The following is a 23635-nucleotide window of genomic DNA, read 5'->3' as shown; positions in this document are numbered from 1 at the left end:
GATTTAACCAAGAAAGCCCGGTGACAGGGCGCCTCCTATCGATTAACTCTAGAGGCAATGATGGACGCCCACGCAGCCCTCGCCCGGACCAGGACGGACAGCCTCGGCCCGGCCTACGAGATCCTGGCCCCGGAGACCCAGTCCAAGCCCCTGGTCTTCGCCTCGCCCCACAGCGGCGCCGACTATCCGGCCGCCTTCGTGGCCGCCTCCAGGCTTGACCCGCTGGCGCTCAGGATGTCCGAGGACAGCTTCGTCGACGAGATCTTCTCAGGCGCCCCCCAGCTTGGGGCTCCGCTGCTGCGGGCGCTCTTCCCGCGGGCCTATATCGACGCCAACCGGGAGGCCTTCGAGCTCGACCCGGCGATGTTCGTCGACCCGCTGCCGGACTACGCCAACACCCGCTCGCCCCGGGTCGCGGCCGGCCTCGGGACCATCGCCCGGACCGTGGCCAACGGCGCCAACATCTACCGCCAGAAGCTGACCTTCGCCGAGGCCCTGTTCCGGCTGCGCAGCTATTATTGGCCCTACCACCAGGCCCTACGCGACCTGATCGAGGAGACCCGGACCCGCTTCGGCTACTGCGTCCTCATCGACTGCCATTCCATGCCCTCGATCGGCGGCCCGATGGACCGCGATCCCGGCAACCGGCGGGTCGACTTCGTCCTCGGCGACCGCTACGGCCGCTCCTGCGCGCCGGCGATCCTGGAGGCGGCGGAGCAGGTCCTGGGCGACTTCGGCTACGTGGTGACCCGCAACAAGCCCTATTCGGGCGGCTACGTGACCGACCACTACGGCCGGCCCGAGGCCGGGGTCCACGCCCTGCAGATCGAGATCAACCGCGCCCTCTACATGAACGAGCGCCGGATCGAGCGCGGCAGCCACCTGCCGGTCCTGAGCCAGCGCATGCGCCAGGTGGTCTCCGCCCTGGGGGCCGTCCGCCTCGATCCGGCAGCCCGGCGCTAGAGCGGGATGATTTGAAGTCGAATGGACTTCAAATCTGAATTTCGCTCTACTTCAACAGTTTAGAGCACGATGATATGAGGTCGGTTCGATCTCATATCATCGTGCTGTAGGCTCCGGCGGTGAGCCGGGCGCCGGAGCCCGCCGGGCCGCGCGACGCCACCTCGGCCGATCTGGCCGGCGTCCGGGAGATCTACGCCTACCACGTCCTGCACGGCCTAGCCTCCTTCGAGGAGGAGCCGCCGAACCTTGAGGAGATCGGCCGCCGCTTCGCCGAGACCCGGCGCCTGGGCCTGCCCTTCCTGGTCGTCGAGACCCTGGAAGGGATCGCCGGCTTCGCCTACGCCCGGCCCTACCGGCCCCGGCCGGCCTACCGCTTCTCGGTCGAGGATTCGGTCTACCTCCGGCCCGGCTTCGAGCGCCGGGGCTTCGGCCGGCTGCTGCTGGCGGCCCTGATAGAGGCCTGCACGGCGGCCGGCTACCGCCAGATGATCGCGGTCATCGGGGACAGCGCGAACCTGCCCTCGATTGGGCTCCACAAGGCGCTGGGCTTCCGCGAGGTCGGGACCATCGCCTCGGTCGGCTTCAAGCTCGGCCGCTGGGTCGATAGCGTGGTCCTGCAGCTGCCCTTGGGCGAGGGCGACGGGACTCTGCCGACCCGTTAACCATAAATCCCTAAAAAAGTACGCCTTTCAGTATCTCCACTTAACGGAAAATTCGTCGCCTTCACGGAGGATTCACCCAGATCCGAACGGAGGGCCAGGACGGCATGCGAGACGGAAGGACTCCAGCGGGCCTCGGTGTTGCGAGCCAGAGGTCCGCTTCGGCCCAGAGGGCACCGACGGCCGGGACGGCCCGTGACTGCCGCCGCTGCGGCGTCCTGCGGCGCGGCCTTGGCGGCCTCTTCGCCCTTGCCCTGGCCGCGCTTCCCATCGACACCGCCCGGGCCGGCGTGACCGTGGACCAGGGCGACGAGGCCTGGCTGCTCTGCGCCGAGAACGCTGACGAGATCGAGAAGACCCGCGGCCTGCCGCCCTTCCTGCTGACCGCCATCGCCAAGGTCGAGTCCGGCCGCTGGCACGACCTCAGCGGCGAGACCCTGCCCTGGCCCTGGACCGTCACCTCCGAGCGGGGCGGCCGCTACCTGCCGAGCAAGGAGGCCGCGATCCGCGAGGTCAGGCGCCTTCAGGACGAGGGCGTGGTCTCCATCGACGTCGGCTGCATGCAGGTCAACCTGCTGCACCATCCCGACGCCTTTGAGGACCTGGAGGCCGCCTTCGACCCGGTCCGGAACATCAGCTATGCGGCGAGCTTCCTCAGCGACCTGCAGCGCCGGCTGCGCTCCTGGACCCGGGCGATCGGCCGCTACCACTCCGCCACGCCGGAGTTTAGCGGCAGCTACCGCTTCAAGGTCCTGCGCGCCTGGCGCGCCGAGCGCCAGCGGGTCTGGCAGGTCCGCCGTACCCAGACCTCCGCCTCGCCGAAGACCTAGCCGGCCCGGTTTTCCAGCAGCAGCGCCTCGACCTCCGCGGCGTTCGTCGGCCACTGCGCCCAGTCGGCGGCGCCGAGGCCCCACTTGTTGCGCTGCTCGGGGTCGGCGCCGGCAGCGAGCAGGCGCCGCATGACCTCAACGTGGCCCCGCGCGGCGGCCAGCATCAGAGCCGAGTTGCCGGCGTCGCTGGTCTTGCCGACCTCGGCGCCGGCCTCCAGCAGGCGCTCGACGCAGTCGAGCTCGCCCCGGGCCGCCGCCAGGGCCAGGGCCGGGGCGCCGAAGCGGTCCCGGACCTTGGGGTCGCCGCCGGCCTCCAGGGCCGTCGCCAAGGCCGCCGCGTCGCCGCGCGCCGCCGCCGCCAGGACCTCTTGATCTCGCTCCGACATGGTCTCGCCCTCCCGACGGATCAAAGGCCACGGCCGGCGGCGGCGGTCAAGCCCGCGCGCGGCGGCTTGGCTTCGCGCCCCGAGATCCCTAGAGTCCGCGGCGCCGAGCCGAGGAAAGGACACCGATGGCCATCGATATCGCCCGGGCCCGCGCCGAGACGCCGAGCTGCGCCAAGGTCGCCCACTTCAACAACGCCGGCGCGGCGCTGATGCCGCGGGTGGTCCTGGACGCCCAGATCGACCACCTGCGCCTGGAGGGCGAGATGGGCGGCTACGAGGCCGCCGCGGCCGCTGCCGACAAGGTGGCGAACACCTACACGGCCATCGCCAGGCTGATGAACTGTGCCAGGGAGGAGGTGGCCCTGGTAGAGAACGCCACGGTCGCCTGGAACCAGGCCTTCCACGCCTTCGACTTCAAGCCGGGCGACCGCATCCTGACCGCCGAGGCCGAATACGCCGCCAACTACATCGCCTACCTGAAGATGGCCAGGGACCGCGGCGTCGTGGTCGAGGTCGTGCCCAGCGACGAGAGCGGCCAGCTTTCGGTCGCGGCCCTGGAGACCATGATCGACGACAGGGTCAAGCTGATCGCGGTCACCCACGTCCCGACCAACGGCGGCCTGGTCAACCCGGCGCCCGAGATCGGCCGGGTCGCCAGGGCGGCCGGCATCCCCTTCCTGCTCGACGCCTGCCAGTCGGCCGGCCAGCTGCCGCTCGACGTGGAGGAGCTGGGCTGCGACCTGCTGTCGGTGACCGGCCGCAAGTACCTGCGCGGGCCGCGCGGCAGCGGTTTCCTCTACGTCCGCAGGGCGATGATGGAGCGCCTGGAGCCGCCGATGCCCGACCTGCATTCGGCGGCCTGGGTGGCGCGCGAGCGCTACGAGCTGCGCCCCGACGCCCGGCGCTTCGAGAACTGGGAGTTCAACTACGCCGCGGTCATCGGCCTGGGCGTCGCGGTCGACTACGCCCTGGGCTGGGGCCTCGAGGCGATCGAGGACCGGGTGGTCAAGCTGGCCCACCACCTGCGCCTGCGCCTGGACGAGGAGCTCGGCCTGCCGGTCTACGACCTCGGCCAGCGCAAGTGCGGCATCGTCACCACGGCCCTGCCCGGGATCGAGGCCGCCGAAGTCCGCCGGCGCCTCCACGCCCAGAGTATCAACAGCTCCCACTCGACCCCGGACTCGACCCGCATCGACGCCGAGAAGCGCCGGCTCCCCGACCTGCTGCGCCTCTCGGTGCACTACTACAACAGCGAAGACGAGATCGACCGCCTGATCCAGGCCCTGCGGGAGATCAAGGGGTAAGCGCCTCTCGCGCCTATCCGAAGCCGACCCGGCCGTCCATCGCCAGGAAGCCTTCGGGGTCGGCGACCCAGACCTTGGCGCCGGTCTCGTCCTCGGGGGCGCCGGCGACGGTGAAGGGGGCGGTGTCGAAGATCGGGCGCAGGGCGCGGAACTGGAAGCTGGCGACGCTCCGGCCGGCCGAGCGGCGGGCGAGTTCGACCATCAGGGTGGCGAGCAGGGGCCCGTGGACGATCAGGCCGGGATAGCTCTCGACGCCGGTCACGTAGGGCTGGTCGTAGTGGATGCGGTGGCCGTTGAAGGTCAACGCGGAGTAGCGGAACAGCAGGACCGGGTCGGGTCGGATTTCGCGCCGCCAGGGCGGATCGGCCGGCGCGGCCGTGCCGAGACGCGGCGCCTCGCCCGGCTGTATTGCCGCGCGATAGGCGATGTCGTGCTCCTCCTCGATGGCCAGAACGCCGGCGGCCGAAACCCGGTGCCGGACGGTGACGAAGGCCAAGTGACCGCTGCGGCCCTCTTTGAAGTCGACGGCAATGATCTCGGACTCGCGCCGCGCCTCGGCGCCCAGCGGCAGGGGCGCCGGGAAGCGGACCCGGCTGCCCGCCCACATGCGTCGGGGCAGCTCGATCGCGGGCAGGAAGCCGCCGCGTGCCGCGTGGCCGTCGGGGCCGATGGCCGAGGCCGGGGCGACGCTCCAGAAGTAGAGCCAGTGCCAGAGCGGCGGCAGGGGATCGCCGGCCTCCAGCGGTGGCTCATCGAGGTCGAGGGTGGCCTGCAGGGCCCGGGCCCGGTTGAGGTCGAGCAGGTCCCGGGTCTCCTCCCGGCGGCCGAGCCAGGCCCGCCAGCGTTCCAAGGCCTCGGTCATTCGGCGAACTCCTTGCGCAGGTCGTCGCCCTGCTGGTCGAGCGCGGGCACCGGCCCGAAGTCGGCGGCCCGACCGGTCACCCGGGCCGGGGGCGCCACCACCTCGAGCGGGCCAACTGGGGACCCGACCGTGATGCGGCGCAACTGCGGATGCCGCGACAGCTCGGCCACCCCGTTGATCGCGCCGTAGGCGATGCCGGCCGCCCGCAGGCGCCCGATCAGCTCGTCGAAGGGCGACCGGCCGAAAACAGCATCGATTTCCTTGTTCAGGGCCACCCGGTTCCGAACTCGCGCCGTGTTGTCGTGGAAGCGGGGGTCCTCGGCCAGCGACGGCTTTTCCAAGACCTCTGCGCAGAGCCGCCGCCATTCCCGCTGGTTCTGGATCGAGATGACCACCTCCCGCCCCTCCCGCGAGGCGTAGGCGCCGTAGGGCGAGATCGAGGGATGATTGAGGCCGACCCGCTCCGGCGCCGCGCCGCCGTAGTCGTGGTGCAGCAGGGGCACGGTCATCCAGTCAGCCAGGGCGTCGAAGAGCGAGACCGCGATGGCTCGGCCCTCGCCGCTGCGCTCGCGAGCCAGCAGGGCCTCCAGCACCGCCGCGTGGGCGTACATGCCGGCGGCGATGTCGCAGACCGAGACCCCCACCCGCCCCGGCCCCTCGGGCCGACCGGTGATCGCCGCCAAGCCGCTCTCGGCCTGGACCAGCAGGTCGTAGGCCTTCATCTCGGCGTAGGGACCGGTCTCGCCGTAGCCGGAGATCGAGCAGGTGACGAGCCGCGGATGCGCGGCGCGCAGCGCCTCGGGATCGAGACCGAGCCGCGCCGCCGCGCCCGGTGCCAAGTTCTGGATGAAGACGTCGGCCTTGCCGATCATGCGCCGCGCCAGCGCCAGGTCGCCGGGTCGCTTGAGGTCCAGGGCGATGGATTCCTTGCCGCGGTTGAGCCAGACGAAATAGGCGCTCTCGCCTTTGGCAACCTGGTCGTAGCCCCGCGCGAAGTCGCCCTCCGGCCGCTCGATCTTGATCACCCGCGCCCCGGCGTCGGCTAGCCGGACCGAGCAGGTCGGGGCCGCCACCGCCTGCTCCAGGGTGACCACGAGAAGGCCGTCGAGGGGCTTGCCGGTCATCTCTTCTCCGTCGAGATCTGGAAGGGATTGCCCTCTGCATCCCTGCCGCGGCAGTAGCGGCAAAGGGCATCCTGCTTGATCTCCTGCAGCTTGGCGCCCCTGATCGTCAGGCCGTCGCGAACCTGATCCAGGGGCTCGGTGGTCACGAAATCCAAGCGCGGCTTCCGCCTACCCCGGTGCAGGGCAATGCTGCAGCCGCCGGCGTCGAACTCGACCCAGCCCTCGCGCTCTTCGAGCACGGTTAGGCCGAGGCGGTCGCGGTAGTAGGCCGCCTGCTTGTCCAGGTCGCTCACAAAGATCACGATCCTCTTCAGGTCTAAGGACACACGTTCGTCCTCTTCGACAACCGGTTCCCAATTCTCGCTGAATGGCCGGACTTGATGGGGTGGATGGCCGCCTTGCGGCACCAGTGTGCCAAGGTTGGTTATCGAAGGTTCCAACGTCGGGAAGCCATCCATGAAGAAGGTTAGCATCATCGGTCTGGATCTTGGGAAGCATGTGTTTCAGGTGCCCGGTGTGGAGGGAACTGACGAGGTCATGGTTCGTCGATGTCTGCGTCGCTCGCAGGTTCTGGCTTACGTCGACCGACTTGAGCCGTGTCTTGTCGGTATGGAGGCCTGTGCGAGGTCGCATTGCTGGCGACGCGAGCTTCGTGCTTTTGGCCAAGCTGTGCGTCTGATTCCGCCGACTTACGCCAAGGCCTACCTGCGTCGGAACAAGAACGACGCGGCGGATGCGGCGGCGGGTCTGCACCGGGTGCGCGCCCTGCTGGTCACGCTGCTCGAGACCAAGCCCCGCAAGCTCGCCGTTGTGGCGGACGGAGCGCATCGCCAGAGCGGTCATGCAGCACCAGGAGGACACCCGGCCCGGGCCGGCGGTGGCCTGAGCGGCCGCTCAAGCCGGGCCCGGAAGATCTCCGAGGGTGAAGAGGCGCGATGGCAAGGTCGAACAGGCGACAGATCGAGAGCAACCTTAGCCGGGTCAAGCGGCCAAGCGACCCCGCAGCTCCAAAGCCGTGGGAACCACATCGCACAAACCAACGCGAGGAATTCGTCAGCTGCCCGCTAGTAGCTACTGTCTCGCCCAAATTCAAGCCCGTCTACTTCTCTAAATTGAACTGCCATCTCTCCTGCACATGCAATGGAACTGTTGTCACAGGTAATCCGAAACTCAGTTACCCGTCGCAGAGAACTATTGTCATTCTCTACGTACTTATTCCATTCCGACGCAGAAAGTGCGGAAAGCAAATCCCGGTTCTCGAGGATGAGGGGCGCTATCAAGAAGCCCTCTCTTGCCTTTGTTGGCGTAAACTTCCGATTGCCCACAAAGCCATTGTCGAGCCTATATTGAATAGAATAGCCGGGCGCTTTATATACAAAGGTAATGAATTTAGTGAATAGGCTTGGCGGAAAACGAATAATCGCCTGAATCGGATCCGCCGTCTCTTCAGGCACCTGGATTCTTTCACCCATTATATAAGTTCGTTCTCCTAAATTCTCATACTCTAACTCTGACAATGCTTCTCTCCTTTTTAACAACAGCCGGCCTATTTCATTGATCGGATTCCCTTGATTGTCGCGAACTGGATCATACCGTCGAAAAATCTCAATCTGCGCCCTTGGACTATCCAACGGTGAAAATTGCGCTACGATTGAGCGATCAGCAACATTATACAACTCATACACAAGGTAAGATGGCGCCTTGCTGGAGTCACGAAAGAATTCAGCATCCTTTTCAATTAGCCAGGGATTCCAACCGGCAAAGGAAATGGTTGACGGCGATGCTCTATAAGAAAATTCGTTGTACATCATCGGCGCGGGCAGCTCCCCAAAGTATCCGACGCTTTCTCTTTCGACAATTTCTCTCATTCGAGGCATCTGCATTTGGGCAGCTTTTTCTTCCAACTTGGCACCCCAGACTGCCACTTCTCGTTCCAAAAAAACTACAAAATGTATCCCTCCCCAGAACTCCTTCGAAAAAAGAAGGACGACTACAAGAAGAACTATTTCCCATCTCTTTAAAGCGCCGAGGCCAAAATCTGAAAGTGAAATCACCTTCAGCTTGTCTCTAATGTCCTTTGCTCGGCAAGTGACATTCTCCAACAGGTTTTTTGTGGCTGCCGCCAATGGAATCATACCGTCGAAGAATCTCACGCTGCGCCGTCCGATCATTTTGCGGTAGAAACTGTCGCGCAACTGAGCCATCAACAACACCACACAGTTGGTAAACCAAGTCATACGGCGCTGGGCCGGCGTTTCCCTTGGCGTCTTAGACTCCTCGTAATAGCCACTATGATGCATGTACATGTAAAGAATAAGACAAACACCAACAAAGAATAAGTGCACACCTACATGGTATCGGTCACCAGAAACAATGGCGTGCTTCCACACAGCAAACAAAATATATATCTCTATGAGGCCGAGCATCAGCCCGGACGCCACGGCGGTTCGGCTTACACTCCTTACTGCGTGAAGGTTCTTTTCTATTACTAAGAGTATTAAGAGCGTTGACAAAAAAAGACAGAGTCCAGCTAATATTGAAGATGAACCATGATTTGCCAACGCTTCACTATAGCCACTGGAAAATGCAAAGCTCCCCAGAACAAAGTCCAGGATATTGTAAACCTGCTGGTCGCACATAACCCAAAAAGCAAGAACGCTCAGCATATAGGTAGCCAACGTGGTAATTCCCATAAACAGCGTTTTTCTCAATATATAGTGAAACGCTGAGAATAGAACGATCACTGGTGCGATAAAAAGAAACATGCCTTTTCCTAAAGACATGGCCGCGAGCAAGACAACGAGAGGGATGAGGACGACGTATCGGCTTGAGGAAAAAAGCGTGTACGCGGTAAATAAGACCAACAAATAGTGATTAACTTCTGTTGGCATCGGAAACCCATACGGTCTTTTTAGGATTTGCATCAAGGCAAAAATAGACAGAAATACAATCCTCGCGACTCGATCTGGTATAAGCAAAGACAGATATATGACGAGAGCGACAAGAACTCCGCTCAAGGCAAAATTCGCCAAAGCGTTTTCGTAGTCAAGGAATCCCGTGAAAGATAGAGGAAAATGAATGAATCCTAGAGGGCCTATATTTTGTATGATTTCGGTGCCCCATTGGAACCCGTTGGCCAGCCAGTAATCATAGGCGGCTTCGCTGCCAAGCGAATGGTTGTCATAAATCTGATAACCAAATCCGCTCAAAGTAAGCGGGAACAATGCGACAAAAAGCATTATAGGTAAGATCCAATCCGATAACGAATTTTGAAAGGATTGACCGGAAAACCCTTGTTTCGGCAGCATCCGACACCCGGTAGATTGACGTCTGTTAGTGAATATTTTGCCTGACCAAAGACGATTTGGCGAGCAGTTAATACCGCCTTCGCCATCCGGGGCCTGCCACCGGCTTACAAACCAGGATCGCACCGGTGAGGTCAGGCATTGACTGAGCTTTCGGCGAGCTGCGGTGTTCTGCCCTTTCGGCGCGCCTCTCTTGCGTCGTATTCGGTAGCCCTGAGCCGGTCACGGCGACTAGTACGACCGCGGCAGGCCGAGGACATGCTCGGCGAGGTAGGAGAGGATCAGGTTGGTCGAGATCGGGGCGATCTGGTAGAGCCGGGTCTCGCGCCACTTGCGCTCGACGTCGTACTCCTCGGCGAAGCCGAAGCCGCCGTGGGACTGCAGGCAGGCCTCGCCGGCCGCCCAGGAAGCCTCGGAGGCCAGCAGCTTGGCCAGGTTGGCCTCCTTGCCGCAGGGCTCGCCGGCATCGAAGAGCGCGGCCGCCTTGCGGATCATCAGCTCCGCCGCCTCGGTCTGGGCGAAGGCGCGGGCGATCGGGAACTGCACGCCCTGGTTCTGGCCGATCGGCCGGTCGAAGACCTGGCGCTCCTTGGCATAGGCGCTCGCGGTCTCGACGAACCAGCGGGCGTCGCCCAGGCACTCGGCGGCGATCAGGATGCGCTCGGCGTTCATGCCGTCGAGAATATAGCGGAAGCCCCGGCCTTCCTCGCCGATCAGGGACTCCGCCGGCACCCGGACGTCGGAAAGAAAAACCTCGGCCGTGGCGTGGTTGATCATGGTCGGGATCGGGCGAATCTCGATACCCTCGGCCGCGCGCAGATCGACCAGGAAGACCGAGAGACCCTCGCCCTTCTTCGTCACCTTGTCCTTCGGCGTGGTCCGCGCCAGCAGCAGCATGAGGTCGGAGTGCGCGGCCCGGCTGGTCCAGACCTTCTGGCCGTTGACCACGTAGCCGTCGCCGTCCCGAACGGCCGTCGTGCGCAGGGAGAGGGTGTCCGTGCCGCTGGTTGGCTCGGTCACGCCGAAGGCCTGGAGGCGCAGTCGGCCAGCGGCGATCTCCGGCAGGTAGGCTTGCTTCTGGGCCTCGCTGCCGTGCTTCAGGACCGTGCCCATGGTGTACATCTGGGCGTGGCAGGCCGCGCCGTTGCAGCCGGCCTTGTGGATCTCCTCCAGCACCGCCGCCGCCGCGCCGAGCGGCAGGCCGCTGCCGCCGTAGGCCTCGGGAATCAGGCAGGCCAGGTAACCGGCGTCGGTGAGCGCCTGGACGAAGTCCTCGGGATAGCGCCGCTCGCGGTCCAGCGCACGCCAGTAGCTGCCGGGAAAGCGCGCGCAGAGCGCCCGCACGCCGTCGCGTATGTCCCGGAAATCGTTGATCTCGATCATGGCCCCTCGCCCCGCTCTGCGCCGAGACTAAGGCATTCGCCGCCGCCATCAAGTCACGCCTTCTCGGCGCCGCGGCTTGCGCAGCGGCACTTGGGCTTTCCCCGGGGAGTCAGGATTGAGTCAGCCCATGGTCGAAAGCCTTCCGGTGACCGCCGGAAGCCCTACGGGAAGGGCCCTTGGCCTGCCGGCGACGGCCAAGGGCGGGAGCCGCCGCGGCCTCTGGATGCTGATCCTCGCCCTGCCGACCGTAGCCGCCTGCAGCGTCCTGCCGACCACCGTTGAGACCGCCGAGTCCCCCTGGGAGAGCTTCGAGGACGCCAAGACCGCCTACGATGCCGTCGTCCCGACCCAGACCACAAGGGGTGAGCTCACGGCGCTCGGCTACGATCCCCTGGAGACACCGAATGTTCGTGTCCTCTCCTACGTCGACCTGATTCAGCGTTTCCTGCCGCGGGAGTCGATCGAAATGCAGGCCTTGGACCCAGACCTGCGCCGCTGTCTCGAAGCCCGCGAACGCTGCTGGGGCTACGAGGTGACGCCGAGCGTCATCGACCGATCGCGGGAAGGCAATGTCGCCCTCGACTTGTTCGGCTTCAGGCGCGAAACGATGACCACCGGCTGGCGCTTTTCCGCGGTGATCGTCCTGATGGACGACGTGGTCCAATACAAGATCTGGGAAGGCACGCCCAAGATCAGGGAACAGAAAGTCGAAACCAAGCCGTTGGGGCCGCTGCAGGAACTCGACAACATCATCCAGCCCCGTCCGATACCGGTCCCTTGAGGAGACGGATGACGCCATGTCCGAAAGGGAAACCACCCTTCGAGCACGAGAAGTTCCGCTGAAAGCCGCCTGGCCCGCAGCCCTGCTCGCAGCCGGCTTATGCCTGGCGATGCTCCCCGCCGACGCCCGCGGCGGCCAGACCGGGCGAGATTTCCTGGAGCTCTGCAGCGGTCCCGAATCCTGGACCGAGGGCTACTGCACGGGATACGTCACCGGCGCCGGCGAACTGATCGACGGGCTCTTGCTGGAGGAGGACCTGAAGTCCGCGCTCGCAAGCAGGGCCTTCTGCCTGCCGAACGGCCTGCGGAAGGGCCAGGTTCGCGACCTCGTCCTCGACTACCTGCGCGCGCATCCGGAAGTTCGGGACAAGCAAATGACCAGTATCACCTGGGCTGCGCTGATCGAAGCTTTTCCCTGCAGCTAGGGCGCAAGGTGACGGCGGCACAAGGCGCCGAGAACAGGGCTCCCGATCGGCCGGACGTCGGCCCAGCGGGAGGCATCGAGGAAAGCAACCTCTGGGGGTACGGCCGCTTGCGTCGCGCTTGCGGCAATTCGTTTCTTGAATTCCCAGGCCGAAGGCTCCATAAACGCCGTTCCCCGATGATATCTGGGCCATCTACTGGTTGTTGGAGAGCGCGCGATGCTGCAAGGCAAAGCCCTCCCTCAACTGGGGACGGACTTGGATCGCGAACCAAGAACACCCCGACCGCAGGGCAGGCAGTACGACAAGGGACCGGGGACTTCCCCCGAAGGCAAGGACTACTTCCAGGAACGCGACGGTCAGCGCTTCGCCGGCACGCACCTGATCGTCGATCTCTGGGACGCCGGGCGCCTTGACGATCTCGATCACGTCGACCGCACCCTGCGCGCCTGCGTCGAGGCCTCCGGGGCGACGCTCCTGCACCTCCATCTGCACCACTTCACCCCGAACGGCGGGGTGTCCGGCGTGGCGGTCCTGGCGGAATCCCACATCAGCATCCACACCTGGCCCGAGCGCGACTACGCCGCGCTCGACGTCTTCATGTGCGGCGCCGCGGACCCCCGGGCGGCGGTCCCGGTCCTGCGACGGGCCTTCGATGCCGGGCGGGTCGAGGTCGAGGAGATCCTGCGCGGCCGCGTGACCGCATGACCGCCTGGTCGGAAGAGGCCGACCGCGACGGAGGGGCCTGGCGCCTGCAGCTGCGCATCGAGCGGGTGCTGCATCGGGAGACGACGCCGCACCAGGACCTGCTGCTCTTCGAGAACCCGCTCTTCGGCCGGGTCCTGGCCCTGGACGGCATCGTCCAGACCACCGAGAACGACGAGTTCTTCTATCACGAGATGCTGGTCCACGTGCCGGTCCTGGCACACGGCGCGGTCGAGCGCGCACTGATCGTCGGCGGCGGCGACGGCGGCGCCTTAGAGGAGCTGCTGAAGCACGGCAGCCTCCGCGAGGCGACCCTGGTCGAGATCGACCGCTCGGTGATCGACTTCTCCAGAACTCACCTCGAGGCAATCTGCGGCAAGGCCTTCGAGGACCGGCGCCTGGAGCTGGTGATCGCCGACGGCCTCGCCTGGGTCGCCGAGCAGAGGGGCCGGCGGGCGCCCTTCGACCTGATCCTGATCGACTCCACCGATCCGGTCGGGCCGGGCGAGGTGCTCTTCACCGAGAGCTTCTATGCCGACTGCGCCGGGCTTCTGGCCGAGGATGGTCTGCTGGTCACCCAGAACGCGGTTCCCTTCACCGAGCCCGCGTCCCTCGCCGGACCGCTCACCGCCCTGGGCCGCAGCTTCGCCGCGACCGCCTGCTACCGGGTCGCCGTGCCCAGCTTCTTCGGCGGCGACATGGTCTTCGTCCTGGCCGCCCGGGCCGCCGCGGCCCTGAAAGCCGAAACGGCGACCTTGGAGCAACGCTTCGCCGCGTCCGGGATCGAGACCCGCTATTACACCCCGGCGGTGCACCAGGGCGCCTTCGCCCTGCCGCGCTGTATCGCCGAGCTGATCGAGGCGCGGCCCGGCGCAAAGCCGCGGGTCCCCGGCGGCGGCTGAGGGGTCCCTGCGCCCCGATTGCGATCTTGATTTGCAGACTGCGGCCGAGTACTGCAATTTAGCGGCACTTCATCGGCCTTAGCTCGCAATCGAAACGGGTGGTGCGACCGCAATGGACGCTCAGCTGATTCACTCCCTCACCGCGGCGCTCGCCGCCAGCCCCGACAACATCGCCCTGCGCCTCTCGGTGATTCGCCTTCACCTCGATGCCGATCGCAGCGAGGAGCTCAACAGTCTGCTCGCGCCCCTCGGGCCCGAGGATCTGGACCGGGCCGAGGACCGGCTCCTGGCCGGGCGGGCCAGCATCGCCGCCGACCTGCCTGAGACGGCCCTGGCCTTCCTGACCGACGACAGCGCCGAGGCGCGGCTGGAACGGGCCCGGGCGCTCCTGGAGCTCGGCCGGGAGGATGAGGGCCAGGCCGATTACCAATCGGCGGTCCAAGAGAACCCGGCGCTTGAGGACCCCGATCTCGCCGCGCAGCTCAAGGCCTTCAAGCCGGCCGTTGCGGACGACCGGCCGAAGCTGCGGGTCATCTCCAACGACGACACCATGGCCGAGGACCTGCACAAGGCCCTGATGCCGGAGCAGGAGCATGTCACCTTCGCCAACGTCCACGGCCTGGACAGGGTCAAGGAGGAAATCCGGCGCAAGATCATCCTCCCCTACCTCAAACCCTCGCTGTTCCAGAAGTTCCGCAAGCGCATCGGCGGCGGCATCCTGCTCTACGGCCCGCCGGGCTGCGGCAAGACGCTGCTCGCCCGGGCCACGGCGGGCGAGTGCAACGCCAAGTTCTTCAACGTCATGATCTCGGACATCCTCGACATGTACATCGGGGAGTCGGAGCGCAAGCTGCACGCCATCTTCGACACCGCGCGCCAGCAGGCGCCCGCGGTGCTGTTCTTCGACGAGATCGAGGCGGTCGGCGCCAAGCGCCAGTACAGCCACGAGGGCACCTCGGCCAAGGTGGTCAGCCAGTTCCTGTCCGAGATGGACGGCTTCAACCAGGACAACCAGGGCGTCCTGGTCCTGGGCGCGACCAACGTGCCCTGGGCCCTGGACCCGGCGTTCCGCCGGCCCGGCCGCTTCGACCGGACCTTTTTCGTGCCGCCGCCGGACCGGGAGGCCCGGGCCGCGATCCTGGGCTTGGAGCTGCAAGACCGGCCGGTCGTCCCCGGCGTCGACCTGGAGGTCGTCGCCAAGGCGACCAGCGGCTATTCCGGCGCCGACCTCAAGAACATCGTTGAGACCGCGAGCGACATCGCCATCGAGCGCTCGATCGACAGCGGCCACGAGGTGCCGATCCAGGCCGAGTTCCTGAAGGAGGCCTTGCAGGACTCGGCGGCGACCACCCTGGAATGGCTGACCACGGCGCGCAACTACGCCCGCTATGCCAACGACGGCGGCCAGTACAACGCCGTCCTCGAGTTCCTGCGCAAGCATGGCAAGATGTGAGCCGCCGTCCTCGGACCTGCGGTCCAGGGGGGCCTGACCCTTGTCCTGGCGGCGCAACGACCAAGACCTCGACCTGGCGCTGATCCAGTTCCACCAGGGCAGCTACCCGGCCGCCGTCGAGAGCTTGAAGCGGGTCCTGGGCCGCGATCCCGAGAACGCCCGCGCCTTCGCCCTGCTCGCCCTCTGCCGCCTGAACCAGGAACGGATCGACGATGCCAGCCGCGCGATCGCCACGGCGCTGACGCTCGACGCCGAGCAGAGCTTCCACCAATGGATCGACGGCCTGGTGGCCATGGCGCGCACCGACTGGAGCAACGCCGAGCGCGCCTTCCGCGCCGCCATCGACCTGGACGCCGGCGACCCTGAGGGCTACTTCGGCATGGCCCTGCTCTGGAAGGCGCGGATGAAGCCCAAGCGGGCCCTGCAGTGGCTGGACCAGGCCCTCGCGATCGATCCGCAGCACCTGGATTCCCTGGCTCTGGCCGCCGACATCGCTCTGGAGCGCAACGACCTCGACCGGGCCTGGGAGACCGCAATGCGGGCCCTCAAGGTCAATCCGCAGCACCTGAGCGCCTGCCTGGTCATGGGCGAGGTGCTCTGCCGCCGCGGCGACACCGAGGCGGCCCTGGACCATGCCGTCCTGGCGCTGACCCAGAGCCCGGACCACGACGGCGCCCTGGAGCTCATGGCCCTGATTCGGGCCAGGCGCAACCCGCTCTTCGCCCTGTGGTGGCGGGGCGAACAGGCGTTGAAACGCCTCGGACCGGCCTTCAGGGTCATCGTCGTGCTGTCGCTGCTGATGATCTACGCCAGCCTCGACTGGCTCTTCGAAGGCCTCGGCCTGCTGACCTGGAAGTACGGCCTGGCGGCGATCTTCTTCCCGCTCGGCCTCTACTTCGCCTTCGGCCACATGGCCTTGAGCATGATGATCGAATGGGAGAAACGGAAGATCCGCTTGAGCTCGTCGTTCTGATGATTTGTGTCCGCTTTCGTCATTCGTAGTCCGTCCGAGATGACCACAGCCAGCAGCCGAGACTAAGCATGCCTTTCAGACGATCCGGACTCGCCGTCCCCGAGGGCGGCAACGGCTACCGCATTATTGACGAGCCCGCCCTCGGCCGCGGACGCTGGATCGCGGTCAATCCCTTCTGGCCGCTGCTGACCCTGGTCCTGACCGGGATCCTGCCGGGGGTCCTGTGGTTCCTCTACAACGCCCGCGCCCTGGGTTCCGCCACCCGCCGGCGCGGTCTCGCCATCGGCGCGATCGGGATCCTGGGATCCCTGGCCTGCGCGCTGGCGCTTCTGTCCCTGCGGCCGTCGATCCCGACGGCAGTCTTCCCCTACCTCGGCCTCCTGCTGGTCGGCTGGAAGGTGACGATCGGCTACCTGCTCCACATCGACCAGGAGCGCAGCCTCGAGCTCTACCGGTACTTCGGCGGCCGGCTCGGCAAGGGCGCCCTGCTGATGATCCTCGTGATCGTTGTGAGCACGGTCGTCGGCGTCTCGGCCCACACGCTGTCCCCCATCCTGGGAGCCCTTTTCGGTGAGCGTTTCTTCCTTTCTTGACCCCGGGCGGGTTCTGATCGAAAGGGCCCAGCGTCAGCTCGGCCACGGCGATCTCGAGGGCGCGGTCGAAAGCCTGCGCCAGGCCCTGTCCGAGGATCCGGACCACGCCGGGGCGCATGCTTTCCTTTCGCTCTGCCTGCACGAACAGAAGCGTCTGGCCGCCGCCGAGCACGAGGCCCGGCTCGCCCTCGGGCTCTCGCCGGAGCTCGGCCTCGGCCATTTCGCCCTCGGCATCGTCGCCCTCGCCAAGCAGGATACCCAGGTCGCCGAGCGGTGCTTTCGCAGGGCCTTGGAGATCGACCCCGAGGACCTGCGCAACACCCTGGGTCTCGCGCGGGCCTTGCTCATGCGCCGGGACAGCGCCGGGGCCCTGGCATGGGTCGACCGGGCGCTTGAGCTGGATCCCGAGTGGGTCGAGGCCCTGGTGTTCAAGGGCGCAATCCATCTGGAACGCCACGAGATCGAGAGCGCCCGGCAGCTCGCCGAGCAGGCCCTCGGCCTCGACGCCGAGGACATCGACGCCTGCGTCCTGCTCGGCGACGTGCTGCTCATCGAGGGCGATGTCGAGCAGGCGCGGCACTTGGGTGCCCTGGCCCTGTCGCGCGACCCTCGGGACGAAGGTGCGGTCGACCTGCTGGTCCGGATCCGCTCGCGACGCCAGCCGCTGCTGCGGCTCTGGTGGCCCTATGCGGCCTGGATGCAGCGCCGCTCGCAGAACATCCAGGTCATGATCCTGGTCGCCGCCTACGTTTCGCTGCAGGCCATGAACATCGCCTACCGGCAGGGCCAGGTCGGCGCCTCGGTCTGGATCGTCTTTCTGCTCTGGCTCGGGTTCTGCATCCTGACCTGGGCAGCGCCCGCCCTGATCAAGCGGGCGGTCGAGCGGGAGCTGAAGGCCACCGACCTCAAGCCCGAGTACTAGGGCATTATCCGATCAGATGGAATCGCTTTGCGATCCATCTGGCCGGATGTAATGCCCTCATTTCAACGTGTTAGCGCACTACTCCCGGCCAGACGCGAATGCGTCTGATCGGGAAGTGCGCTAGCGGCGCGGCGCGCTTGCCGCGCCGCCGCGGGACTGGGCATAGTCTGGTCGACATGACCGCACTGCCGCGCCACAAGCACAGCGAGATGCTGCGCGTCGAGCTGCCGTTGCCCGGCGGACGGATCCTCGACGTCGGCTGCGGCGACGGCGGGCTGGTCCGCTTCCTGACCCGCGAGGGTGCCGAGGTCGTCGGCCTGGAAAGCTCCGAAGCCCAGCTGCGCCGCGCCGAGGCGGTCGCAAGGGTGGGCGGCGAAAGCTACCTGCTCGGGCGCGGCGAGGAGCTGCCCTTTGCAGAGCGGAGCTTCGACGCGGTGGTATTCTCCAACAGCCTCCATCACGTCGCCCCGGAACGGATGGACCGGGCCCTGTCCGAGGCCGGCCGCGTCCTGCGCCCCGGCGGCGTTCTCTACGTCGCCGAGCCCCTCGCCGAGGGGCCGCTGTTCGAGCTAATGAAGCCGGTCGAGGACGAGAGCGCGGTCCGCGCCGCCGCTTATGCAGCCCTCCAGCGCTCCATCGCGCCGCCGGTCTTCGACGGCCTGCGCGAGACCCTCTACGTCGCGGCGGCGAAGTACCGCGACTTCGAGGCCTTCAAGGCACAGTTCCTGAGGATGGATTCGAAGCGCCGTGCGGTCTTCGAGGCCGCCGAGGAGAGCCTCCGAGCGGGTTTCCTCGCGGCGGCGGTCCGGCGCGACGATGCCGCCTTCATCGACCAGCCCTTCCGCCTCACCCTTTCGCGACGCCTCTAGAAGGGACAGGGGTAGGCGAAGAGCGCCCACATGTAGGCGCCGTAGCCGCAGAGGAAGAAGGCGCCCTCGCGACGGGCGATGCGGCGGCCGGTGAAGAAGAAGATCAGGGCCAGCACCGCGCCGCCCACGAAGACCGCAAGGTCGCAGGGCGTGACCGCGTCCAGCGGCAGCGGGGTGGTGATCGCCGCGAGGCCGAGGATGCCCAGCACGTTGATGATGTTGGAGCCGATGACGTTGCCGAGGGCCACGTCGCCGCGCCCTCGCGCAGCCGCCACGGTTGCCGCGGCGACCTCGGGCAGCGAGGTGCCGATGGCGACCAGGGAGAGGCCGATCACCGCCTCCGAGACGCCGTAGGTGCGGGCCAGGCCGACCGCGCCCTCGAGGAAGACGTTGGAGCCGAAGGCCAGCGCCACCAAGCCGACCAGGGAGAGCAGCGACGCGATCCCGACCCGCCGGGGCACGCCCACCGGATCCTCGTCGAGCTCGGCGCTGGCGGCGGCCAGCTCGTCGCTGCGGTTCTTCCGTTCCGAACGGTAGATGTAGCCCCAGAACAGGATCAGCCCGGCAAAGAGCAGGATGCCCTGCCAGCGCTCCATGGTGCCGAGCATGGCGAAGCCGACCACCAGGACCGAGGCGCCCAGCATCACCATGCCGTCGCGCCAGAGCGCTTCCCGCGGGACCGGCAGGCTGCGGATCATCGCCGAGAGGCCCAGGATCAGGAAAATGTTCGCGATGTTGGAGCCGATGACGTTGCCGACGGCAATCGCGGGCTGGCCGGTCAGGGCCGCCTCCAGCGAAACCACCAGTTCAGGCGCGCCGGTGCCGAAGCCGACCACGGTGAGTCCGATGATCATGGGCGAGACGCGGAGGTGCCGCGCCAGGCTCACGGCGCCCCGCAGCAGGGCCTCACCCCCCAGGAACAGGAACAGGACTCCTGCGGCGACCAGCAAATAGTCCATGGGCGTTTAACCTGGCCTCGAAATTGTGGGCTTACAAGGTAGAAGAATCAAAGAGATCGCCGGCCGCGCGGAAAGGCGCAACCGCAAGACGCCTGGTATGCCTGGGAGAAGATCAAGTGTCGAGCCATGTCAGCCCCACAAGGCCGCGGTGGGCGGATGGACAAGGCCGTTCTCGATCACCAACCCTTCGCCGCGATCCTGCGCCAGCCAGAGCGGCCCGTCCAGGTCGACCACCGCCGCGCCTTGGGCGACCAGGGCCGCCGGCGCCATCGACAGCGAGGTCCCGACCATGCAGCCGACCATGATTCCGAGGCCGCGTGCCTCGGCCGCCGCCTTGAGCTTCAGGGCCTCCGTCAGGCCGCCGGTCTTGTCCAGTTTGATGTTGACCATGTCGTAGCATTCCTCAAGGCCTTCGATGGAGGCGCTGTCGTGGCAGGACTCGTCGGCGCAGATCGGCACGCTGCGATGCAGCTTGGCCAGGGCCCGGTCGGCATCGGCCGGCAGGGGTTGCTCGATCATCTCGACTCCCAGCTCGGCCAGTCCGGCCAGGATTTCGGGCAGCAACTCGGGCGTCCAGGCTTCGTTGGCGTCCACCACGAGACGGGCCTCGGGCGCTGCCGCGCGCACAGCCGAGACCCGCTCCAGCACCGCATCGCCGTCGAGCTTGACCTTGAGCAGCGGATAGCCCGCGGCCGCGGCCGCCGCCTGGCCCATGCGCTCCGGCGTATCGATCGACAGGGTCAGGGCGGTGACGACGGGCAAGGGCGCGTCCAGGCCCGCCAGGTCCCACGCCGGGCGCGCGTTTCTTTTCGCTTCCAGGTCCCAGAAGGCGCAGTCGAGCGCGCAGCGTGCCGGCCCGGGCGCCAGCCGCTCCTGCAGCTCCTCCCGGGAGAGGCCGCTCTCGAGCGCCGAGCGCTGGGCTTCGATCTGGGTGACGACCGCGTCCGCGTCCAGACCGTAGCGCGGCACCGGCACGCCTTCGCCGCGGCCGAGAACGCCGCCCTCTGACAGCTCGACCACCACGACCCTGGCCTCGGTCCGGCTGCCGTGCGAGATGGTGAAGGTGCTGGCGAGCGGCCAGGTTTCCGCCCGGACGGTCAAGCTGGGCATGCCGTCCGCCCCCGTGGCGCCGAGAAGCCAGGAACCCCGTCGAGAGTCGCCGCCAATCAAACCTCCTGCCCTTGCCAGCCCCCGGCCGTCCCCTCTAGCCGAGGCGTGGTTCCGGCAACTCGCCTTGGATCCGGTCGACGATCGGTGCCACGCCGTCGCGGACCGGATCGACGGTGGGCAGGCCCAGGTATTGCGCGGTCTCCTCAAGGAGCCGGCGGGCCGCCTCCGGATCCAGAGCCGAGGTGTTGACCGCCACGCCGATGCAGGCCGCCGCCGGGTTGGTCAGGCGCGCGGCTTCCTCGTTGCGCCGGATGCAGTCTTGCAGCGGCGGCAGGGCATAGTCGGGCAGGCCGCGCATATGCGGCCGGGTCGGCTCGTGGCAGAGAACAAGCGCATCGGCCTGGGCACCGTGCAGCAGGCCCAGCGACACGCCGGCAAAGGAGGCATGGAACAGCGATCCCTGGCCCTCGATCAGGTCCCAATGGTCGTCATCGTTGGCCGGGCTCAGCCATTCGACCGCGCCGGAGATGAAGTCTGCCACCACGGCATCGACCGAGACACCCTCGCCGGCGATCAGAATGCCGGTCTGGCCGGTCGCCCGGAAGTGGGCCTTCATGCCGCGGCTCTGCATCTCCCGTTCGAGCGCGAGCGAGGTATACATCTTGCCGACCGAGCAATCGGTACCGACGGTCAGCAGCCGTTTGCCGCTGCGCCGCTTGCCGTCGCCCACGTCGAAGCCGCGGCTGGGATGGCGCACGTCGTAGAGGCTCCTGGAATGGGCCTCGGCGGCGCCGCGCAGCCGCGGCACGTCGACCAGGCGACCGTGCAGGCCGGCGGCCAGATCGAAGCCGCGCTCGATGGCCCTTTCCAGCACGTCGGTCCAGCCGTCCGAGATCACCCCGCCGCGGTTGGCGACGCCGACCACCAGGGTCTTGGCACCCTGGGCCGCCGCCTCCTCGAGGCTGAGGTCGGGCAGGCCGAGATCGGCCTGGCAGCCCGGCAGGCGCAACTGCCCCAGGCACCAGTCGGGCCGCCACTGCAGGACGCCCTGGGCGGTCTTGGCCGCAAGCTGGTCCGGGGCATCGCCGATGAACAGCAGATAGGGATGCTCGATCGCCATGCGCTTGTCCCCCCTTTGACATCCCTATGCCGGGCGGCGGTCATGTTAGCCGATAGGTGCAGACCTGTCCTGCAGCCTCGTGCGTTGCACCGCGCCGACGGCCATCGTTATAGTCCTCGCCATCATGTTTACAACCCGACCCGAAATCCGCGGCACCTTCGGGGTCGTCGCGTCCACCCACTGGCTTGCGTCCGCGAGCGGTATGGCGGTTCTCGAAAAGGGCGGCAACGCCTTCGACGCGGCGGTGGCCGCAGGCTTCGTGCTCCAGGTCGTGGAGCCGCATCTCAACGGGCCGGGCGGCGAGGTGCCGATCATCCTCTACGACCGCAGGCGGGGCCGGCCGGAGGTCATCTGCGGCCAGGGCGTCGCGCCGGCGGGCGCGACCATCGCGCACTACAGGGCCGAGGGCCTCGACCTGGTGCCCGGCACGGGCCTGCTGGCCACGGTGGTGCCGGGCGCCTTCGACGCCTGGATGCGGCTGCTGCGCGACTATGGGACGATGCGGCCGCGCGAGGTCCTGGACTACGCCATCGGCTACGCCGAGGGCGGCTACCCATTGGTGCCGATGATCTGCGAGACGATCGGCCGGGTCGAGGCGCTGTTCCGCGAGGAATGGCAGAGTTCGGCCGCGCTCTACCTGACCGGCGGCGAGGTCCCGGCGCCGGGCACGCGCTTTACGAACGTCATGCTTGCCGGGACCTACAAGCGGATCCTCGAAGAAGCCGAGGCCGCGGGCGGCGACCGCGAGTCCCAGATCGAGGCGGCCCGCAGCGCCTGGTATCGCGGCTTCGTCGCCGAGGCGATCGAGACCTACTGCCGGACCCAGGAGGTCATGGACACTTCGGGTCAGCGCCATCGCGGCGTCCTGACGGCTGAGGACATGGCGAACTGGGAATCGACGGTCGAGGCGCCCTTGACCCTGGACTACCACGGCGCGACCGTCTGCAAGGGCGGACCCTGGAGCCAGGGCCCGGTGCTCCTGCAGCAGCTCGCCCTGCTGAAGGGCTTCGATCTGGCCGCCATGGACCCTACCGGGCCCGACTTCGTCCACACCGTCACGGAATGCGCCAAGCTGGCCTTTGCCGACCGCGAGGCCTTTTACGGCGATCCCAACTTCGTCGAGGTTCCGGTCGAGACCCTGCTGTCCGAGGCCTACAACGACCGGCGCCGTGCCCTGGTCGGCGCGCAGGCGTCGCTGGAGCTGCGGCCGGGCGAGGTTCCCGGCTACGGCGGCCCCATCGACCTGGAGGCGAGCTCCAGGCGGCAGCTCGAGAGTGGCTTCACCGCGCTGGGCGGCGGCGAGCCGACCGTGCAGACCGCCGAGACCCCCGCCCAGGTCGGCGGCGACACCTGCCACATCGACATCATCGACCGCGACGGCAACATGGTCGGCGCCACCCCCTCCGGCGGCTGGTTGCACGCCTCGCCGGTGATCCCCGAGCTCGGCTTCTGCCTAAACAGCCGGGCCCAGATGTTCTGGCTCGACGAAGACAACCCCTCGGCCCTGGCCCCCGGCAAGCGGCCGCGCACAACCCTCTCGGTCAACATGACCCTGAAGGACGGCGAGCCCTGGATGGTCCATGGCACACCGGGCGGCGACTACCAGGACCAGTGGAGCCTGACCTTCCTGCTGCGCCACTTGCATCACGGTCTCAACCTGCAGGAGACCATCGACGCACCGATGTTCCAGACCGACCACTTCCCCGGGTCCTTCTGGCCACGCTCGGCGGATCTGGGCTCGCTGAAGGTGGAGGGCCGCATGCCTGATGGGACGGTCGCCGAGCTAAAGCGGCGCGGCCACAAGGTCACGATCGACAGCGACTGGTCCCTGGGCCGGCTTTCCGCCGCCCAGCGCGGCGACGACGGCCTTCTGCGCGCCGCGGCGAACCCCCGCTTCATGCAGGGCTACGCGGCCGGCCGCTAAGCCTCGATTGTCACGAGGCCCCCGAGGGCCTGCGGCTCCGATGCCGGAACCGCCCGTTAACCCTGTTGCTGGGGGCGGCGGGCTGAT

Annotated in this window: 23 protein-coding genes and 1 pseudogene; 15 read left to right on the top strand and 9 right to left on the bottom strand. The window is 66.9% G+C overall.

Annotated features, from left to right (window positions below; all coding sequences use genetic code 11):
• The first annotated feature begins 60 nt into the window (after nucleotides 1-60).
• The 3 genes from QNJ30_02470 (at nucleotide 61) to QNJ30_02460 (ending at nucleotide 2452) form a co-directional block, all read left to right on the top strand.
• Nucleotides 61-963 carry an N-formylglutamate amidohydrolase gene (locus QNJ30_02470; GenBank protein ID MDJ0942296.1) on the top strand — a complete coding sequence of 301 codons (903 nt, stop codon included), beginning with the start codon at nucleotides 61-63 and terminating at the stop codon, nucleotides 961-963.
• Nucleotides 964-1082: 119 nt separating this feature from the next.
• Nucleotides 1083-1625 (top strand): GNAT family N-acetyltransferase, encoded by a 543-nt coding sequence (locus QNJ30_02465; GenBank protein MDJ0942295.1) that lies wholly within the window; start codon nucleotides 1083-1085, stop codon nucleotides 1623-1625.
• Between the two features lie 104 nt (nucleotides 1626-1729).
• Entirely contained in the window at nucleotides 1730-2452 is a 723-nt protein-coding gene (locus QNJ30_02460) for a lytic transglycosylase domain-containing protein (protein MDJ0942294.1), read from the top strand.
• Here QNJ30_02460 and QNJ30_02455 read toward each other — a convergent pair.
• Nucleotides 2449-2838 carry an ankyrin repeat domain-containing protein gene (locus QNJ30_02455; GenBank protein ID MDJ0942293.1) on the bottom strand — a complete coding sequence of 130 codons (390 nt, stop codon included), beginning with the start codon at nucleotides 2836-2838 and terminating at the stop codon, nucleotides 2449-2451. The genes QNJ30_02460 and QNJ30_02455 overlap by 4 nt on opposite strands.
• 125 nt (nucleotides 2839-2963) lie before the next feature.
• On the opposite strand from QNJ30_02455, the gene QNJ30_02450 reads away from it, so the two are divergent.
• Nucleotides 2964-4142 (top strand): aminotransferase class V-fold PLP-dependent enzyme, encoded by a 1179-nt coding sequence (locus QNJ30_02450; GenBank protein ID MDJ0942292.1) that lies wholly within the window; start codon nucleotides 2964-2966, stop codon nucleotides 4140-4142.
• Between the two features lie 13 nt (nucleotides 4143-4155).
• On the opposite strand, the gene QNJ30_02445 is transcribed toward QNJ30_02450, so the two are convergent.
• Genes QNJ30_02445 through QNJ30_02435 form a run of 3 tightly spaced genes read right to left on the bottom strand, consistent with a single transcriptional unit; the run spans nucleotide 4156 to nucleotide 6430 of the window.
• Entirely contained in the window at nucleotides 4156-5004 is an 849-nt protein-coding gene (locus QNJ30_02445) for an acyl-CoA dehydrogenase (protein ID MDJ0942291.1), read from the bottom strand.
• Nucleotides 5001-6128, bottom strand: a complete 1128-nt coding sequence (locus QNJ30_02440) for a CaiB/BaiF CoA-transferase family protein (GenBank protein MDJ0942290.1) — start codon at nucleotides 6126-6128, stop codon at nucleotides 5001-5003. The genes QNJ30_02445 and QNJ30_02440 overlap by 4 nt, the downstream gene beginning before the upstream one ends.
• Nucleotides 6125-6430: a VOC family protein gene (locus QNJ30_02435; GenBank protein MDJ0942289.1), complete on the bottom strand. Its 306-nt coding sequence runs from the start codon at nucleotides 6428-6430 to the stop codon at nucleotides 6125-6127. Before QNJ30_02435 ends, QNJ30_02440 begins: the two co-directional genes overlap by 4 nt.
• A gap of 154 nt (nucleotides 6431-6584) precedes the next feature.
• Here QNJ30_02435 and QNJ30_02430 point away from each other — a divergent pair.
• Nucleotides 6585-6872 (top strand): annotated as a pseudogene (locus QNJ30_02430) (IS110 family transposase).
• A 320-nt stretch (nucleotides 6873-7192) separates the two neighbouring features.
• Here the strand turns inward: QNJ30_02430 and QNJ30_02425 are convergent.
• A complete protein-coding gene (locus QNJ30_02425) occupies nucleotides 7193-9367 on the bottom strand; it encodes a hypothetical protein (GenBank protein MDJ0942288.1) in 2175 nt (724 codons plus the stop codon).
• A 297-nt stretch (nucleotides 9368-9664) separates the two neighbouring features.
• Nucleotides 9665-10816: an acyl-CoA dehydrogenase family protein gene (locus QNJ30_02420; protein MDJ0942287.1), complete on the bottom strand. Its 1152-nt coding sequence runs from the start codon at nucleotides 10814-10816 to the stop codon at nucleotides 9665-9667.
• Nucleotides 10817-10943: 127 nt separating this feature from the next.
• Between QNJ30_02420 and QNJ30_02415 the strand changes: the two genes are divergently transcribed.
• From QNJ30_02415 to QNJ30_02375, 9 genes are all read left to right on the top strand, one after another.
• The gene (locus QNJ30_02415; GenBank protein MDJ0942286.1) at nucleotides 10944-11597 is read left to right on the top strand and encodes a hypothetical protein; all 654 of its coding nucleotides are present in this window, start codon (nucleotides 10944-10946) and stop codon (nucleotides 11595-11597) included.
• Nucleotides 11598-11613: 16 nt separating this feature from the next.
• Nucleotides 11614-12021 carry a Rap1a/Tai family immunity protein gene (locus QNJ30_02410; GenBank protein ID MDJ0942285.1) on the top strand — a complete coding sequence of 136 codons (408 nt, stop codon included), beginning with the start codon at nucleotides 11614-11616 and terminating at the stop codon, nucleotides 12019-12021.
• Nucleotides 12022-12237: 216 nt separating this feature from the next.
• Nucleotides 12238-12726 carry an adenosylmethionine decarboxylase gene (speD, locus tag QNJ30_02405; GenBank protein MDJ0942284.1) on the top strand — a complete coding sequence of 163 codons (489 nt, stop codon included), beginning with the start codon at nucleotides 12238-12240 and terminating at the stop codon, nucleotides 12724-12726.
• Nucleotides 12723-13625, top strand: a complete 903-nt coding sequence (gene speE / locus QNJ30_02400) for a polyamine aminopropyltransferase (GenBank protein MDJ0942283.1) — start codon at nucleotides 12723-12725, stop codon at nucleotides 13623-13625. The genes speD and speE overlap by 4 nt, the downstream gene beginning before the upstream one ends.
• Nucleotides 13626-13737: 112 nt before the next feature.
• Nucleotides 13738-15078, top strand: coding sequence for an AAA family ATPase (locus tag QNJ30_02395; GenBank protein MDJ0942282.1), 1341 nt, complete (start codon nucleotides 13738-13740; stop codon nucleotides 15076-15078).
• 40 nt (nucleotides 15079-15118) lie between these two features.
• Entirely contained in the window at nucleotides 15119-16051 is a 933-nt protein-coding gene (locus QNJ30_02390) for a tetratricopeptide repeat protein (GenBank protein MDJ0942281.1), read from the top strand.
• Nucleotides 16052-16119: 68 nt separating this feature from the next.
• On the top strand, nucleotides 16120-16644 hold the full coding sequence (locus tag QNJ30_02385; protein MDJ0942280.1) for a hypothetical protein: 525 nt from the start codon (nucleotides 16120-16122) through the stop codon (nucleotides 16642-16644).
• On the top strand, nucleotides 16622-17566 hold the full coding sequence (locus tag QNJ30_02380) for a tetratricopeptide repeat protein (GenBank protein MDJ0942279.1): 945 nt from the start codon (nucleotides 16622-16624) through the stop codon (nucleotides 17564-17566). The genes QNJ30_02385 and QNJ30_02380 overlap by 23 nt, the downstream gene beginning before the upstream one ends.
• A gap of 176 nt (nucleotides 17567-17742) precedes the next feature.
• Complete coding sequence (locus tag QNJ30_02375) at nucleotides 17743-18435, top strand: class I SAM-dependent methyltransferase (protein MDJ0942278.1); 693 nt, start codon at nucleotides 17743-17745, stop codon at nucleotides 18433-18435.
• On the opposite strand, the gene QNJ30_02370 is transcribed toward QNJ30_02375, so the two are convergent.
• The 3 genes from QNJ30_02370 to QNJ30_02360 all read right to left on the bottom strand — a co-directional run bounded on the left by QNJ30_02370 (nucleotide 18432) and on the right by QNJ30_02360 (nucleotide 21624).
• A complete protein-coding gene (locus QNJ30_02370; GenBank protein MDJ0942277.1) occupies nucleotides 18432-19394 on the bottom strand; it encodes a calcium/sodium antiporter in 963 nt (320 codons plus the stop codon). The genes QNJ30_02375 and QNJ30_02370 overlap by 4 nt on opposite strands.
• 129 nt (nucleotides 19395-19523) lie before the next feature.
• Nucleotides 19524-20504 carry an L-Ala-D/L-Glu epimerase gene (gene ycjG / locus QNJ30_02365; GenBank protein MDJ0942276.1) on the bottom strand — a complete coding sequence of 327 codons (981 nt, stop codon included), beginning with the start codon at nucleotides 20502-20504 and terminating at the stop codon, nucleotides 19524-19526.
• A 94-nt stretch (nucleotides 20505-20598) separates the two neighbouring features.
• The gene (locus tag QNJ30_02360; GenBank protein MDJ0942275.1) at nucleotides 20599-21624 is read right to left on the bottom strand and encodes a DUF1611 domain-containing protein; all 1026 of its coding nucleotides are present in this window, start codon (nucleotides 21622-21624) and stop codon (nucleotides 20599-20601) included.
• A 124-nt stretch (nucleotides 21625-21748) separates the two neighbouring features.
• Here QNJ30_02360 and QNJ30_02355 point away from each other — a divergent pair, with 124 nt between their 5' ends.
• Entirely contained in the window at nucleotides 21749-23548 is a 1800-nt protein-coding gene (locus tag QNJ30_02355; GenBank protein MDJ0942274.1) for a gamma-glutamyltransferase family protein, read from the top strand.
• The last annotated feature ends 87 nt before the right edge of the window (nucleotides 23549-23635 follow it).

The sequence above is a fragment of the Kiloniellales bacterium genome, assembly GCA_030066685.1.
GTDB lineage: Bacteria > Pseudomonadota > Alphaproteobacteria > Kiloniellales > JAKSBE01 > JAKSBE01.
The sequence above is the reverse complement of the archived record's forward strand: the minus strand, read 5'-3'. Positions and strand labels throughout refer to the sequence as shown.